The sequence below is a fragment of the Marinoscillum sp. HNIBRBA16962 genome (genome assembly GCF_057801515.1).
Window position 1 is genome coordinate 2,450,430 of sequence record NZ_CM173603.1, and the last position, 18,214, is coordinate 2,468,643.

The following is an 18,214-nucleotide window of genomic DNA, read 5'->3' on the forward strand; positions in this document are numbered from 1 at the left end:
ACGTTTTAGAAAAGGAATTTTAAATGGATTTTACCAGCCAATCTTTATGAAGAAGATTATAATTGCCGCTTTTTTTGGACTTCTTGGGTTTGCAGGGCTTGCACAGCCGACTATTACAGATGCTGAGTGGATTGATAGTGATGGGAATGGGAACATTGACCGGGTCGTGTTGACATTCAGTGTCAATGTAGACGTTGGAGATACTGCTACGACTACCGATGGACTGGGGTGTATTCTGATTAACGATGGTGGCAATAAGACAATAGATAATGCTGATTATTCTGCCTCCAATACTGCTACCTTAACTTTGGATTTTATTGGAGATGAAATAACGGGAACAGGGATTTCAGGTCTTACAATAACCTATGATACATCTGATCCTGATGCACAGATCGTTGAAACGGGTACAAGCTCAGAAGTAACAGATGCATCTGTGGCTTCCGGGTATACAGATAGTGCTGAGCCCCAGATCATCAACCTGGATATTTACGATACAGATTTTGATGGTTTGATTGATCGTATCGATGTAACCTGGAGTGAGAATGTTGATACAGATGATAGTAGTGCACCTGTAGCTGCTGATTTTGGCACGATCACTTTACCTGATGGTGAGACAGCTAATCTGGGTTCAGCTGTATTCGATGATCCGGCAGGGGCGAGTGCTGTAGTTAGTATTACCGGAATTAGCGGACAGTTAACAGCAAATACTGCAGTAGGGTCACTTGGTATTGATGGTATTACTAATGAGTGGACGGACGGCACGAATGCGACGAGTAACCCGGATGATAATGAAGGGACCAGTGACAGTGCTGCACCAATCCTAACAGGCCTAAGTATTGAGGACCCAGATTTTGACGGATTTATTGATCAGATAGTAGTGACATTCAGTGAGAATGTGGATACTGATAATGGAGCATCACCTGTAGTGGGTGATTTTGGGACGATCACCTTACCAGATGGAGAGACTGTAGGGTCAGCCACAATTACTGATCCGGGTGGGAGCAGTTCTACAGTAACCCTTAGCAATATAAGTGATCAATTGGTAGCCAATACGGCATTGGGGTCAACAGCCATCAGTGGTATCACCACAGAATGGACAGACGGAACCAACCAGACAAGTGATCCGGATGGTTCTGTGACTTTGACTGATGGAGCAGCGCCTGCTATCACCGACCTTGACATTTACGATACAGATTTTGATGGTTTGATTGATCGTATCGATGTAACCTGGAGTGAGAATGTTGATACAGATGATAGTAGTGCACCTGTAGCTGCTGATTTTGGCACGATCACTTTACCTGATGGTGAGACAGCTAATCTGGGTTCAGCTGTATTCGATGATCCGGCAGGGGCGAGTGCTGTAGTTAGTATTACCGGAATTAGCGGACAGTTAACAGCAAATACTGCAGTAGGGTCACTTGGTATTGATGGTATTACTAATGAGTGGACGGACGGCACGAATGCGACGAGTAACCCGGATGATAATGAAGGGACCAGTGACAGTGCTGCACCAATCCTAACAGGTCTAAGTATTGAGGACCCAGATTTTGACGGATTTATTGATCAGATAGTAGTGACATTCAGTGAGAATGTGGATACTGATAACGGAGCATCACCTGTAGTGAATGATTTTGGTACGATCACCTTACCAGATGGAGAGACAGTATCATCAGCGACTATGACTGATCCAACTGGGAGTAGTTCTACAGTAACTCTTAGCAATATAAGTGATCAATTGGTAGCCAATACGGCATTGGGGTCAACAGCCATCAGTGGTATCACCACAGAATGGACAGACGGAACCAACCAGACAAGTGATCCGGATGGTTCTGTGACTTTGACTGATGGAGCTGCACCTGTAGTTCTTCAGGCAATCACTTTGGATGGAGGAGATGGCGAGTCAGAATCCCTGGAGTTAGAATTCAGTGAGTCGGTAACCGATGCGGATTTTGATGCTGGCGTACTGGGCGACTGGAGTGTATCAGACGATGGTTTTACGAGCAGTGATTTGATCAGTGGGTTTAGTACTACGACAACTGTTGTATCAGGAGGAACAGACAGTGATGCTAACGATGAATATGTAACCTTGACCTTTAGTCCAAGTAATGTTCAGACGACAGGGGTTATCAACTATGCTTATAGCAATGATGGCGGAGGTTCGGATGACATATCAGATGGTTCCAATGTATTGGCAGATATTAGTTCTACTGCTGCAGATGATGGAGCCGCCCCAATAGTACTGAATGTATATTCGGTTGATGGGACATCAGATGGAGTTTTAGATGGGCTTGAGGTTCAGTTTAGTGAGTCGGTGACCGATGCGGATTTTGATGCTGGCGTACTGGGCGACTGGAGTGTATCAGACGATGGTTTTACGAGCAGTGATTTGATCAGTGGGTTTAGTACCACGACAACTGTTGTATCAGGAGGAACGGATAGTGATGCCGATGATGAGTATATAACGTTAACCTTTACAGCATCCAATGTGTCGGATACTGGAACCGGAGCAATTAGTTATCAATATACCAATGATGGGGCAGGATCGGACGATATAGCGGATGGTAACAGCAACATATTGGCAGATATAGGAACCACAGCAGCTACTGACGGAGCAGCACCTGTAGTTATCCAGGCGATCACGTTGGATGGAGGAGATGGCGAGTCAGAATCCCTGGAGTTGGAATTCAGTGAGTCGGTAACCGATGCGGATTTTGATGCTGGCGTACTGGGCGACTGGAGTGTATCAGACGATGGTTTTACGAGCAGTGATTTGATCAGTGGGTTTAGTACTACGACAACTGTTGTATCAGGAGGAACAGACAGTGATGCTAACGATGAATATGTAACCTTGACCTTTAGTCCAAGTAATGTTCAGACGACAGGGGTTATCAACTATGCTTATAGCAATGATGGCGGAGGTTCGGATGACATATCAGATGGTTCCAATGTATTGGCAGATATTAGTTCTACTGCTGCAGATGATGGAGCCGCCCCAATAGTACTGAATGTATATTCGGTTGATGGGACATCAGATGGAGTTTTAGATGGGCTTGAGGTTCAGTTTAGTGAGTCGGTGACCGATGCGGATTTTGATGCTGGCGTACTGGGCGACTGGAGTGTATCAGACGATGGTTTTACGAGCAGTGATTTGATCAGTGGGTTTAGTACCACAACAACTGTTGTATCAGGAGGAACGGATAGTGATGCCGATGATGAGTATATAACGTTAACCTTTACAGCATCCAATGTGTCGGATACTGGAACCGGAGCAATTAGTTATCAATATACCAATGATGGGGCAGGATCGGACGATATAGCGGATGGTAACAGTAACATATTAGCAGATATAGGAACCACAGCAGCTACTGACGGAGCAGCACCTGTAGTTATCCAGGCGATCACGTTGGATGGAGGAGATGGCGAGTCAGAATCCCTGGAGTTGGAATTCAGTGAGTCGGTAACCGATGCGGATTTTGATGCTGGCGTACTGGGCGACTGGAGTGTATCAGACGATGGTTTTACGAGCAGTGATTTGATCAGTGGGTTTAGTACTACGACAACTGTTGTATCAGGAGGAACAGACAGTGATGCTAACGATGAATATGTAACCTTGACCTTTAGTCCAAGTAATGTTCAGACGACAGGGGTTATCAACTATGCTTATAGCAATGATGGCGGAGGTTCGGATGACATATCAGATGGTTCCAATGTATTGGCAGATATTAGTTCTACTGCTGCAGATGATGGAGCCGCCCCAATAGTACTGAATGTATATTCGGTTGATGGGACATCAGATGGAGTTTTAGATGGGCTTGAGGTTCAGTTTAGTGAGTCGGTGACCGATGCGGATTTTGATGCTGGCGTACTGGGCGACTGGAGTGTATCAGACGATGGTTTTACGAGCAGTGATTTGATCAGTGGGTTTAGTACCACGACAACTGTTGTATCAGGAGGAACGGATAGTGATGCCGATGATGAGTATATAACGTTAACCTTTACAGCATCCAATGTGTCGGATACTGGAACCGGAGCAATTAGTTATCAATATACCAATGATGGGGCAGGATCGGACGATATAGCGGATGGTAACAGTAACATATTAGCAGATATAGGAACCACAGCAGCTACCGATGGAGCTGCGCCTGCAATCGTAGACCTTGATATTTTTGACACGGACTTTGATGGTTTAATTGATAGAATAGATATTACATGGAGTGAGAATGTTGATACAGATGATGGTAGTGCACCAATAGATTCAGATTTTGGTACAATTACTTTGCCGGATGGCCAGACAGCTGATCTGAGTTCAGCTGCATTTGGTGATCCTGGCGGAGCGAGTGCATTAGTAAGTATTACAGGGATCGCCGGGCAGCTAACCGCGAATACTGCAGTTGGGTCACTTGATATCGATGGGATTACCAACGAGTGGACAGACGGTACGAATGCAACGAGTAATCCTGATGATAATGAAGGAACCAGTGATAGTGCCGCACCAACAATCGCGGACCTTGACATCTATGATACAGATATTGATGGGTTAATTGATCGTATCGATGTTACCTGGAGTGAGGATGTAGACACAGATGATAGTTCTGCTCCGGTAGCTGCGGATTTTGGTACGATCACTTTACCTGATGGTGAGACAGCTGATCTGGGTTCAGCTGTATTCGATGATCCGGCAGGGGCGAGCGCTGTGATTAGTATTACCGGAATTAGTGGACAGTTAACAGCGAATACGGCCGTTGGTCTCCTTGGTATTGATGGCATCACCAATCAATGGACAGACGGGACCAATACTACAAGTAACCCCGATGATAATGAAGGAACCAGTGACAGTGCTGCTCCGATAGTAGTAGACCTGGAAATTTTCGATACTACCAGTGATGGTTTTATTGATAGCCTTACTGTAACATTCAGTGAAAATATTGATACAGATGATGGAGTTGCACCCGTATTTGCAGATCTGGGTACATTGACACTTCCTGATGGTGTAGTTGCCACGTCAGCTACCATCTCCGATCCGGCTGCTTCATCAAATGTGGTTTCTGTGTCTAGCATCACCTCTACAGATGAGAATTATTCTATAAGCACAGCGGCCGGATCCACTGATATCGATGGCCTTGCCGGTCTATGGGAAGACGCTGCAGGAAATGCGATTATAGCCACTGGCGATGATTCTGAGACAATTACAGATAGTGCAGACCCTATACTCTCCAGTTCTTCACCTGCTGATAATTCCATTAGTTTCCCTGCTGCAAATGATATTATTTTGACTTTTTCAGAGGACATAGTAGCAGGAACCGGGAACATTACGATCAATGATCTGACTAACGTAGTCCAATTTGAACAATTTGCCATCGGGTCATTGGTGGCTGGTCCTACCAGTACCATTACCATTGACCCTACTTCGGATTTTACCCTTGGAGATGATTATTCGATCCGGATTGATGCTACAGCTATTGATGATAACAGTGCATCCAGTAACTCGTATGCGGGAATTGCCAATGATACCGATCTGAATTTCACTTCAGACAATATAGCACCAATTGAGTGTACCTTTGATTATCATACTGTCTATAACGTAGATGGTACAGGTAACAATGAAGGCCATTTGGAACCCTCCCAATGTAACAACAATCCAGCTTCCATATCGAGTACACAAACGACCTCATTTGCTGTTTTCCATTTTCATTTGACAAATGGCTCAGGATCTACTGAAAGACTAGCTGAATTTATTTTCCGAAGGGGTAGTGGTGATGACATAGACTGGTCCGCTGTGTTTGACGGAGCAGAACTCATTGACGATAACGGAGTGTCGGAAACTGCGGATGTCATAGCTTCCGATTACATTCAATTCAATACATTATCTGACAATTCTGATAATGTGGGCTATCTTCCCGGAGATGATGATGGAGGTGATGGTACCTATATTGGAAAAGAGTATGCCCTGAAAGTCTGGTTTAAGACAGATTTGGGTGCTGAAGCAGTCGATATTGACGGAAAGGCTTTGGAGTTTACTTTAAGTACTAATGACATAGATGGGAATGGTGGTGGAGATAAAGTGGATAGGGTTTACACCGGAAGTTCATACGAGAATAATTCTTCATTTGATATTACAAGCTCTGTTACTGTAAGTGTAGATGCCAGCGAATACCGTTTTCTACTACAACCGGTAGATACCGAAGCGAACACTGCAGTACCTGTTACACTGGAAGCTACCGATACTTACGGAAACAGGGATCTGGATTATGATAATGTAACCGATGCGGTGCAGATCACCTCAACAGGAACCTCATTGGATGTCACGCCGTCTGCTCCGTCTGTAGCTAATGCCTCTGATTGGAGCCAGGGAGTAGGAACACCCAGTGATGTGTTCTTTAGAAATAATGAAACTTCCATTACACTGGGAACTACCTCCGGAGCGCTGACCGACGCGGCAGCCAGTGATCCGTTCAATATTACAGCGGATCTCACAGCACCTACTTTTACCAATGCTACCTACTTTGATACAGATGAAGATGGTACTGTGGATGAGGTCGTCATCCAAATGAGCGAGCCGGTGGATGATGCAACGATCACGCTCGGAGATTTTACCGTAGAAAGCACAACTCCGACTAGTGTGCTTTCTACTTTTAACAATGGACTTGATCCAAATAGCAGTGACGATGAATATTTTACCTTTGAAGTAGACATTCCATCTACAGGATCCATTGATGTTTCGTATACAGCAGGAACACTAACGGACAATTATAGCACACCAAATGCTGCATCTACTAATGCTTCTATTACCGCAATAGATGAGGCTGCACCAGCCATCATTTCTGCGATAACTGGTGACAATGATGCTGATGGTCAAATAGATCGTGTAACGATCACATTCTCTGAAAATATCAATGAAACAGGATCAACGAAAACGTTTGACGTAGGTACTTATATCAATGAAACGGAGGTAACTACTACCAGTGATGATGCTGTGGTGATCATTTCTTTTGATGAAAGTGGTACACCTGACTCTGGTATTACCCCTGCTATTTCATTGGGATCAGGATTAATAGTGGATGCAGCTTCAAACTCCATAACCGGAACACAAAATTTTTCAGGAACAGAAGACGGTGTTTCTCCGATCATTGTAGATGCATGGTCTTATGATAGCAATAGTGATGGTACCGTGAACCGGATGGAAGTTGAGTTTTCCGAATCAATTGATGACTTGAGCCTCATAGATGCTTTCGGTGGGTTTGAGGTTTCATCTGATGGATTTACAACCGAAATAGATGCGATCACCGGCTTTTCATCTTCAGCATCTAATCTTCCCGGTGGCTCGGATACTGATAACAATGACGAATACATTACCCTTAAGTGGACTCCTGTTAATACTCAGGGAACCGGGGCTTACGAGGTTCGATATTCCAATAATGGTAGTTTTGTTGTGGATATTGCTACTGCACAAAATCAGCTGGCAGACACCGGGACTCCTATTGCTGCTCAGGATGGAGCAGCGCCTAAGATACTTTCAGCTTCCTGGTTTGATGATGATTTGGATGGAAATATTGATTCGGTAAGTGTTGAATTTGGAGAAGCAGTGACATTAACCGATCCGGGACTGGATGACTATTTCACTATCAATGATGGCAGCACAGACCATGCTATAGATGCTGCTACATACGTTTATACCAGTGTAACCACCATGGGATTCCCATTTAGTGCTGATCCGATAACTGGTACCGGAATTACTAACCTGACCATTACTTACAACGCGACAGCTACCGGAGATATCAATGCTTCTGCCGGAGGTGCCGAGATTGCAGATACTGACACACCAAATGAATATGTAGATGCGGCAGACCCTGTTTTCCTTAATGTGGATGATAATGGCGGGGATAATAACTACCGCTCAGGGGAAACCATCACTTTCGAAGCAGATATGAGCGAAGGAGCAACGGTGACAGTTGACCTTTCAGTACTGAACAACGCTTTTAACTCAGCCTTTGAGCTTACGGACAATGGTGGAGATAATCATACCGGATCAAACGGGGCAGATGTTTCAATCATGAATGAAGGAGATGCTACTATTTCCTTTACAGCCACTGACCCTTCAGGAAATACGACCGTTAACAGTACCCTGGTTATAAATATTGATAAGACCAACCCATTAGCCAATGCTTTTGTACCTGTATTTACATCATCTGCCACACCTTTATTAGAAGGGGATGGCTTAAGTGATAATACTACAGCGAACGCCAATCTCGTGGTGGAGATACAAATAAACAGTGGTGGATATAATACAGCTACTAATCCGGGTGACGGATCGTGGGATTATGATACGACACCTCTTGGACTCAGTACGGGTACCTATGATGTAGATATCCGGGTTACTGATGAAGCAGGTAACCAGTACACTGAGTCAATCACCGATGGTTTGACCATTGATCAAACGAATCCCGGGGTAACTCTTACTCGAAATACCCCTGGCACGGGATCGATCACCACCACCAATGCAGATATGGTCTCTTTCGATATAGCCTTTGATGAGGTGATGGATGATGCTGGTTTCGATGAGAATGATATTACAGTGACTGTTACCGGAACCGTAACGGTGAATTCCCTGACCACAGGGACGGGGACTTTTGGGGGCTCAGTAAGCCTGGTAAACGATGGAGATGATCAGAATTACACCCTTAATATCAGTGATATTGCTGGTGATGGTGATTTGAGTATTTCGCTGGATGCCTCCATAGCTGATCTGGCCGGAAACACGCTAGGATCGGTGCAGACCTCCTCTGCATTCGGAATTGATAATATCGGTCCAACTACACTAAACATCACCGTGGATGATGTGGCCGCAAGTGGCGATCGTACAAATGCCAATACGCTTAATTTTTCCGCAGATTTCAATGAAGATATTCAGGCCACCTCTTTCACATCGGCTGATTTAGCTATTGTTGAGCCTGTTGGTTCATCCGCTTTAATTCAGTCAATCACCGAGGGTGCAGGAGGTCAGTTTACCGTAACAATCACAAACATTGATGGGGACGGTACTCTTTCACTGAATTTTACAGGTGTGGTATCAGATGAAGCTGGAAATACTTTTTCCGGATCCGAAACAACGGATGAATTTTATACCATAGATAATACGGCCCCCACTATTTTAAGTATTGACCGAAACTCACCTACTAACTCACCTACCAATGTGGATGCCTTATCCTTTGATGTAGCTTTTTCTGAAACGGTTTTAAATGTCACAGCAGATGATTTCAATGCTAGTGGAACAACTGGTGACGCTACCAATGTTGTGAATTCGAGCGGGAATACCTGGCGTGTAGATGTTACAGGCGGAGACCTGGCCAGTTATGATGGTACAGTTACTTTGTCCTTTGACGGAGGACAGAATATTGCTGATGAAGGAGGTAACTCTTTGACAAATACGACCTCAACGGGTACCAATAACAACTTTTATGTGATTGATAATACTCCTCCGGCTTTTGATACAGAGACACTTTCAGTACTGGGGCAAACTGCCAGTCTATTATACAATTTGGATGAAACGGGTACCATTTATTATGCGATATTGACCGATCTGGCTACTGCTAATCCGGACCAAACACAAATAATCAATGGCCAGGATGGAGCTGGCAGTACATTGGAGGTAGATGCTTCAGGAAGTATTTCCGTTACTTCCATTACCAGTGACTTCAGCGTAGATGAAGTATTAAGCAGAAATACATCGTATACGGTTTATTATTTTACTGAAGATGCAATAGGGAACCAGGGGACTGTCCAGTCTGTCGCTATTGAGACAGGCGGAGTGGTGATTACCCAGGGAACGACAACCTCTTCGTTGTGCCTGGAAGGGCCTAACCGACTCCTTTCTACGATTACCATCACTGAGGGGATAGGCAATGATTTCAGAAGTGGCTCCAATGTCACCTTAAGATTGCAGACTCCTACAGGTTTTGAGTTTGATGTAGCCAATTCCACCCCATCACTTGGGGGAACCTTATTTGATATTACTCCTGTAGGTACCTCATTCCTGGCGGATAATACCCTTAGGGTTGAGTTTACTGTAGACGGTTCACCAGACCTTGCTAATCAGGATGCCTTGCAAATTTCCGGTTTACGGATAGTAGCTGTGGGAAGTACTTCCTATGCTTCTGCTCAAAATATAGAGCGATCCGGAGGTACGGCGGTGATTTTTGGTGCTGAAGGCGAAGATGATCCGGTGTTTGGTACCGTGACCAGTGTCGATCTGCCATCTGCATTGTCAGTTGGAGTGGAAGTCACTGAACAATCCACAGGAACAAATGGAGATACAGCCGGTGATGATTTAGCCATGTATACAGTAAGCGCAATAACGGGTGCAGGTGGTGTTCTCTTAGTGCCAGTTATTGAGGTAGCAACCTCAGGTAACAATATCCAGATCTATTCGGATGCCGCGTTGACCACAGAAGTGTCGGGATCTGATTTTACCACGACGCAGACCCTTAATCTTGATGATTTTGATTTGACTACTGCGGACCTGGGAATTCATACTTTTTATATTACCCAGACGAACACCACAACTACATGCGAAAGTGATCCATTGGAATATTATATAGCAATTGTTGAAGCTAATAACAGTGAAGGTACTACCGTTTTTTCTGAGGCAGATGATGAGGGTACTACTTTAAGTATTTCCCACCCGACAGGATATGATGCCATATATACCGGTAATGGACTTCAGGGGATTACCTACAATGAGGGGGGGAACAGTACTACAGATTTTATTCCAAGCGCTGCAACATCTAATGGATCTCCTCACACGATAACTTATGAATTAACCAACAGGACTTCAGGAAAATTGGCTACCTATCAGGTAACCTTTACGGTTAATGCTGTTAACAACCTATTTTCATCAACTGATTTTTGTAATGAGAATGCTGATAATGCATTTTCCGTCAATGCGCCAGATGGTATTGATGTTGATGGGACCGATACCAGTAATCCGGATTTTTATAATATCAGCGTTTACCTCCTGAATAGCGGAGGAAGTCGAGTAGCGAACATTACCTCTGGTGTGATGGTTGAAACGCCAAGTACGATCCTGGGTACACCTTCAAACACAACAGGATGGGTTTTCAACCCTGACCCTCTCGGGGATCAAGCTTACGTTCTAACAACAGATGACGTTGAAGTAGAATTTGTGATTAATGTTACGGATGATGTTTTCTTATCTTCGTATGAGTATGCTTCAGAGGTTATACAGTTGTATTCCCTTCCTACTGTGGAAATTGAAAATGTGAACGAATACTACTGTGATAACGATGGTGATTTCAATATTTCAGTAACAGTAAATGGCATAACTCAGAATGCTACAAATGGCTATGAAATACTTGACAACCTGGGGAATCCATTAACTCCGGCATTTTCAAGTGGTAATGCAAATTTTAATCCTACAACTTTCGCGGCAACTTATGGTACCGGACAGTATAAGTTAGCGTACACCACGAATTCATTAACACCAGCAGGTTGTGATAGCACAGAGACTGTTGATTTTGAGATTTTACCGCAGGCTAGCAAGCCAACACTGAACGACGATTTGACCGGGATTGGAGGAATTGATAGTAATGATCTAAATAATGATGGAATCAATGATGACTATTTCCTGCAGTTTTGTGCAGGGGATGTAATTCCTGACTTAACAGCAACATTTGGATCGGGGGATAGCATAAGATGGTATAGCAACTCTGATTACACAGGTGAGATAGAGGTGGCCAGTGCTGGTGGAGAATATATTACTCCTTTAGAGCTTTTCGGTACCACTACGCCTAATGGGGGCATTGTCAAAATATTTTACTTTACAAATACCACAGATGTGGATATAAGCAGTTCCGGATTTGAAGGGTGTGAGTCCTCTGTAAGAAAGGTGACTATTAAAATCATTTCTAATCCGGAGAGACCTAATGTAAATCTTAATACTACCACAGCTGGTGCAGAAACAGGAGTTGGTGAATATGTTTTTGAATATTGTGAGCAACCCGGGCAGACCACCACTTTAGAGACGATCGACTTGAGAGAAGGGAGTGAAGGTCTGGAGACTTCAACTTTGGAAAATGATGGGTTATCCTACTTTATACTTTACAATGAAGATAAGGATTCTATTGGCTTTACAACCTCTGATATTTTGGACCTGACATCTGCTCCATTTAGCTATTCAGGTTTAGCAGGAACTGATACTACATTCTTCTTTAAACAGGTTAATAAGGATAGTACATTCGTGAACGGGTCCGGATCATCCAACGCACAATTTGCTGGGTGTAAGAGCGAAGACTTTACTCAGGTTGATGTGTTTGTATATGAGATTCCTGATGCTCCCGATACTACGGCATTCTCAGGTGGACGAACCGACTACTATCTGTGTTCAGGAGATGATTTGTCGAACATAGAGACACCATCACTGGAAGGTAGTACTTATACCTGGTATACAGCAGACCCTTCTGATCCAACTCAACCATCAACTAATGAAATTGATGTTACCGTGTTTGCGGGTCGGTTTGTAACTCAATTGGAGTTAGAAGATGAAGGCTTCAGTAATATCAGAACAGGCAGCACTGATACTACCTATTATTTCTATGTAGCCCAGACCAGGGATGAAAATAATATTTCAGGTTACGATGGTTGTATTAGTGAAACATCACAGATAGCCATTACTGTATTTCCTGATCCTGCTGCTCCATTAATTGATAATGGCAGTGGTGCAACTGATAATCTGGAAGTGAGTTTTTGTGAGGGAGACCTCAATACATCCTTCACGGTTACTGGAGATGTGTCATCCGATTCTACGGTTTTTAGATGGTATACGGCAGGTACGGATGGTTCTGTTTCTAATACTACACCGGTTATTACACAGGGGACCAATACCGGATCAATTGTTGTTACAGGTGAAGACCTGAAAATACTTTCTGCTCAGGAAGGGGTGCGGAGGTTCAGAGTTTCGCAAACCAATTATATCCAGCCAAATGGATCCAACTTCTCTGGTTGTGAAACAGAGGAAGCTGATATGGCCCTTGTGACCATTAACATTTATCATGTGCCTGATGCTCCTGAAAATCCTGATGATGATGCAGATAAAAACCCGGAGGTTACTTTTTATTACAATGATGGAGATGTAATAGATGATGTTCGTGTTACTGGAGAATCAGATGCTGAATTCAGGTGGTATTCTGATGCTGATCAGGACGGAATTCCGGATGGTGCAGAGCTTTTTGTGGAAACTCCTGTTGATGGTATATCTGTGACTACTGCAGCCACACTGGGAATTACTGAAGCAGACAGTGTTTATACCTTCTTAGTTTCCCAGACTCAGGATATTGGTTCCGGCGTGCCTTCATTTATAGGTTGTGAGAGTGACTACCTGGAAATTCAGGTCACAGTTTTTGCTATCCCTGATGCTCCTGTTGTCGTTGAGCCCGGAACGCAGTGTGATGTGGATGTGACAGAAGGTTCCACAACAGTTACTTATTCTGGAGTAACTAATGACGTTGGAAACTATTCATTCAATTGGTATGCAGAAGAAACGGATATTTTGGCTGAAGATGCTCAAGCTATCAGAAACCCTCAAAGTCCAATCACTGAAAATGTGATAAGTATAGACCTTAAATCTTTGGTTGATGCAGGTCTAAGGAATATTGATACTACATTTTATGTAAGACAGGTAAATAATATTTTACCAAATGAAGGTTTTGACGGTTCCTTTAGCGAGCCAACTCCGGTAAGAGCAATTGTATATCAAATTCCTGAAACCCCTGAAATACTCCAAGAGGGGACAGTTGATGTTTCTGCCGATGTTTACACATTTCTTTTCTGTGAAAGGTCGGTTGATCAGGATTTTGATTTTGAAGTTTCCAATACTTCTGATAATGTGGTGTATCGTTGGTATGAGGATGACAATACAAGTAGCCCGCTTATTAAAGAGGGTGTTTCCATAACCTTTGCTGAAGTATTAGCTGCCACTACTCCTGATCTAGATCCTGATAATGCCAGTTCAGTTTCCATTTTCGTGTTGGCAGTAGGTCAGGGAGCCTGTGAAAGTGAAGACTTTACAGAGGTCCGTATAGAGGTAGGAGAACCCCCTGTTCCTACACTAACCTGGGAAGGTATTACGGCAGGTAAGGTAACTACATTTAATTTCTATGAGGAAAATATAGAAGTTCCTGAAACTGATGTTGCATTGACTAAATATGAAATTTTTGATGACAGTGAGACAAGTTTGTTTGCTAAGACACAAACCGAAGAGATTCATGGTTTTGGTTATATGCCGGGCGATGATTTTACCTTTGACAATCCGGGTAATTACACTATAACGCTGACTATGCAGACCAGTGAAGCCTGTATCGTGGATACAACCAGGAATGTTACTATCCTTAAGACCTGGGTTTTAGATAATGAGGATTATTTTGAGAGCTTTGAGGATGGCTCGCACGGCTGGTTTGCGGAATATCGTTCGGATGATGGGAAATCAGATACACGTGTTAAATCCAATATTGATGAACCAAACTCCTGGGAGGTAGGTGTACCATCTGGTATTAAAATTGCTGATGCCGCCTCAGGAAGTAACGCATGGGTGACCAATTTGACCGGTAATTATCAGGGCAATGAGGAGTCCTGGGTGTACTCTCCTGTTTTTGATGTTTCCGGCATTGATCTGCCGATCATAAGCTTTGCTCATAAGCATTACTTTGCAGATTTCCGTGATGGGGTGGTTCTTCAATACTCAGATGATAATGGACAATCCTGGAAACCCATTGGATCTTTTAATACCCTAATCAGTGAAAATACTGCAGAAGCAATTGATCTGGCTACAGGAGGACTCAACTGGTACACCAATTCAGACATTCCTTCCGGGCCCGGGACACTTGGGGTTAATGGAGTTTCAAGTGTTGGGTTTAACCTGAATAGTATTGGGTGGTCTGAAGGACAGGATAAGTTTAATGCTTCAAATGATGGATGGCTACAGTCCAGTCACCAGTTACCTACTACCAGTGATGTGGATTTGAGTAATATCCGTTTCCGCTTTGCGATGAGCTCAAATACAGGAGACATTGATGCGAATGACGAAGGTTTTGCTTTTGATGATTTCAGGATTTACAATGGTCAGAAGCGAGTGCTTTTTGAAACATTTTCAAGCACATTGTCGGCGGAAAGTAAAGCATCTGCCATCGCATTTGATACCATTGGCCGGGCAAGCACCGTTTGGGTGAATTATTATACCGGTCTGACAGGTGTGGCAGAAATAGATGTGATCAATGGCAGAAATACCTCTGATCCGGCAGCAAGGTCTGGTTTCTACGGTGTTTCGGAGGTTCCGAGTGTGATCATTGAGGGAGATGTGAAGCTCAATCAGAAACCAGAAGTTTTAGGCATCAACCTGGACAAGGCTGCTCTCAGAGACAGAGGCTTTTCTATAATAGATACAGCATATGTAGAAGAAGGAGCATTAACCGCAGAGGCTACATTTACCGCTTTATCAGCAATTGAGAATGAAGACACCGAGCTTTCCATACGGTTTATGGTGGTTGAGAAGTATATAACAGGCATTGAAAATGGAGAGTATGCATCGACTGATACATTGTACAATGTGCTGAGAAAGATCCTGCCATCGGCCAGCGGTATCATAAAAACCGGACCAGTGGCTACCAATACAAGCTTTACTGAATCGGTTACCTGGAAAGTTGAAAACCTGTATAACCCGGATGACGTCAGTGTGGTGGTCTTTATCCAGAATGAAAACACCAGGGAAGTGTACCAGGTAGAGGAGATTTTACTGGACCCTATTCCGGTAGGAGAGATCCAGGTTGGCTTTGACCTGACAAAAACTGGTTTTGCCATCTACCCAAATCCAGCAGATGAAACTGTAAATGTAGAACTTGGAAGTCCTGTGCTTACGGATATGGACTGGATGGTATACGACCAGGTAGGTAGAGAATTAGTGAAAGGCTATATTCCTGCAGGGAAGAAATCCATTGAGTTCTCATCGGAGGAACTGCCATCGGGCATCTACCTCCTCCACGTCTTCAACAAAGATGCAGAGTGGAAGCCACAGCGGCTGGTGATTATACATGAGTAAGGAGGATTGCGGATTGCGGATTTGTGATCGGTGGCCAGTGATCGGGTAATCAGTGGTAGGTGTGTGTATTTTTAGGCTTTGACCTACTATACACTTGTTACTCATTGGTAAACCGCATAGAGAACGGAGAAAAGTTGTGATTAGCACTATGTCCCTCTGGAGGGACTACAGGGAGGATTTTTCCAATTGCAGTTTGCAGATTTGAGATTTCAGACTTGCATCCTCCTTTACTGCTTAATCCCAACTTGACAGAGTAGGATTGGTCATTGCCGGGTTACGTCTTATACTAACTTGCCACTTGCTCCTCCTACGCTTTGCTTCGGCGGACAGGTTATTGCTTACTGCCTATTGGTGATAACCACGGAGAGCACAGAGGTGATAATTTGGTTGATTTGTGATTTGGTCATTGTCAGCTCCGCCTTATACTAACTTGCCTATTGTGTTTTGCCTATTGTTGTTGCGGGTTGTGAAGGTTACGAGTTGCGAAGTTACGGGTGGTGACGGGTTGCGAGGTGTGAGGTTGCGAGTCAATGTGACAAAAGTCTCGACAAAACGCTACTGCCTACTGATGATAAATCGTGGAGAAAGCTGAGTAAACAAGGGAGAGATTGCAGATCGGAGATTCTGTCCCTCCGGAGGGACTACAGGGAGGATTTTTTTCGAACTGCAGATTGCGGAGTTGAGATTTCGGACTTTTGCTTACTGCTCCTCCTACGCTTTGCTTCGGCGGACAGGTTTTTGCTTACTGCCTATTGATGGATAAGTACAGAGGTGATAATTGGTAGATTGTGATTAGCCCATTGCTAGCTCCATCTTATACTAACTTGCCTATTGTGTTTTGCCTATTGTTGTTGCGGGTTGTGAAGGTTACGAGTTGCGAAGTTACGGGTGGTGACGGGTTGCGAGGTGTGAGGTTGCGAGTCAATGTGACAAAAGTCTCGACAAAACGCTACTGCCTACTGATGATAAATCGTGGAGAAAGCTGAGTAAACAAGGGAGAGATTGCAGATCGGAGATTCTGTCCCTCCGGAGGGACTACAGGGAGGGTTTTTTCGAGCTGCAGATTGCTGAGTTGATATTTCGGACTTTTGCTTACTGCTCCTCCTACGCTTTGCTTCGGCGGACAGGTTTTTGCTTACTGCCTATTGGTGATAACCACGGAGAGCACAGAGGTGATAATTTGGTTGATTTGTGATTTGGTCATTGTCAGCTCCGCCTTATACTAACTTGCCTATTGTGTTTTGCCTATTGTTGTTGCGGGTTGCGAAGGTTACGAGTTGCGAAGTTACGGGGGGTATTGACTTATTTTCACGCAAAGCTACAAAGGTGCTAAGGGGATTCATTACAGACAGATAACTACCGATCACCATCTCACCCATCACCCGTTTCACAGATCACCGCTTCTCGAAGCCTCGGGATGCCTATTGTTGTTGCAGGTTGCGAAGGTTACGAGTTGCACCCATTCACCATTCACCATTCACCAATCACCAATTAACTAATAGCCCAATAACCTAATCCCCCAACAAACCTAATTGATGTGCAGGTGATGTACATGCTTCCTGATATTATCCACCCGCTTGGTGATATGCTTGATAAATTTGTTTAGTTCAGTTTCCACAAGGTAGATCTGACCGTCGTACGAGTTAGCGCCAATATCACTTTTTAAATCATCGGCACTATGCTCAATATCTTTTCTGCGGTCACATTCTTCTTTCAGAAAGCCAATGAAGCTGTGCATATCATACTCCTTTTCAAATTCCTCAATGTCCTCTATGGTCTTTTTAATTTCCCGGTCATTACTGAATCGGGCGGCTTTGGAAAGGCGATGATAAAGCACTGAATCATAGTGGTGGATGTCTTTCAACAACACAAGGATCTCGTTACGGTAGTCTGCATTTAAACAAAAATTGCTTAACCCTTCATAATTGTTGATCTCATCGGCTTTCAGATCCCAATCATAAGTAATGTCGTCTATTTTTTGTCCCAGGGACTCTTCTCCCTCTTCCTGAGCGTACCCTGCATAGGTAGCCAGAAGTAATAACCCAAATACAAATACAATTCTTTTCATACTTCTGTCATATTGCTGATTAGCAAATTATAATCCAATTTACT

General features: G+C 43.8%; 2 protein-coding genes. One reads left to right on the forward strand and one right to left on the reverse strand.

Annotation, left to right across the window (positions count from 1 at the left end; all coding sequences use genetic code 11):
- Positions 1-46 precede the first annotated feature (46 nt).
- A complete protein-coding gene (locus AC3E9V_RS10460; protein WP_488753137.1) occupies positions 47-16,102 on the forward strand; it encodes an Ig-like domain-containing protein in 16,056 nt (5,351 codons plus the stop codon).
- A 1,528-nt stretch (positions 16,103-17,630) separates the two neighbouring features.
- Here the strand turns inward: AC3E9V_RS10460 and AC3E9V_RS10465 are convergent.
- Complete coding sequence (locus AC3E9V_RS10465) at positions 17,631-18,170, reverse strand: hypothetical protein (RefSeq protein WP_488753138.1); 540 nt, start codon at positions 18,168-18,170, stop codon at positions 17,631-17,633.
- Positions 18,171-18,214: the final 44 nt, after the last annotated feature.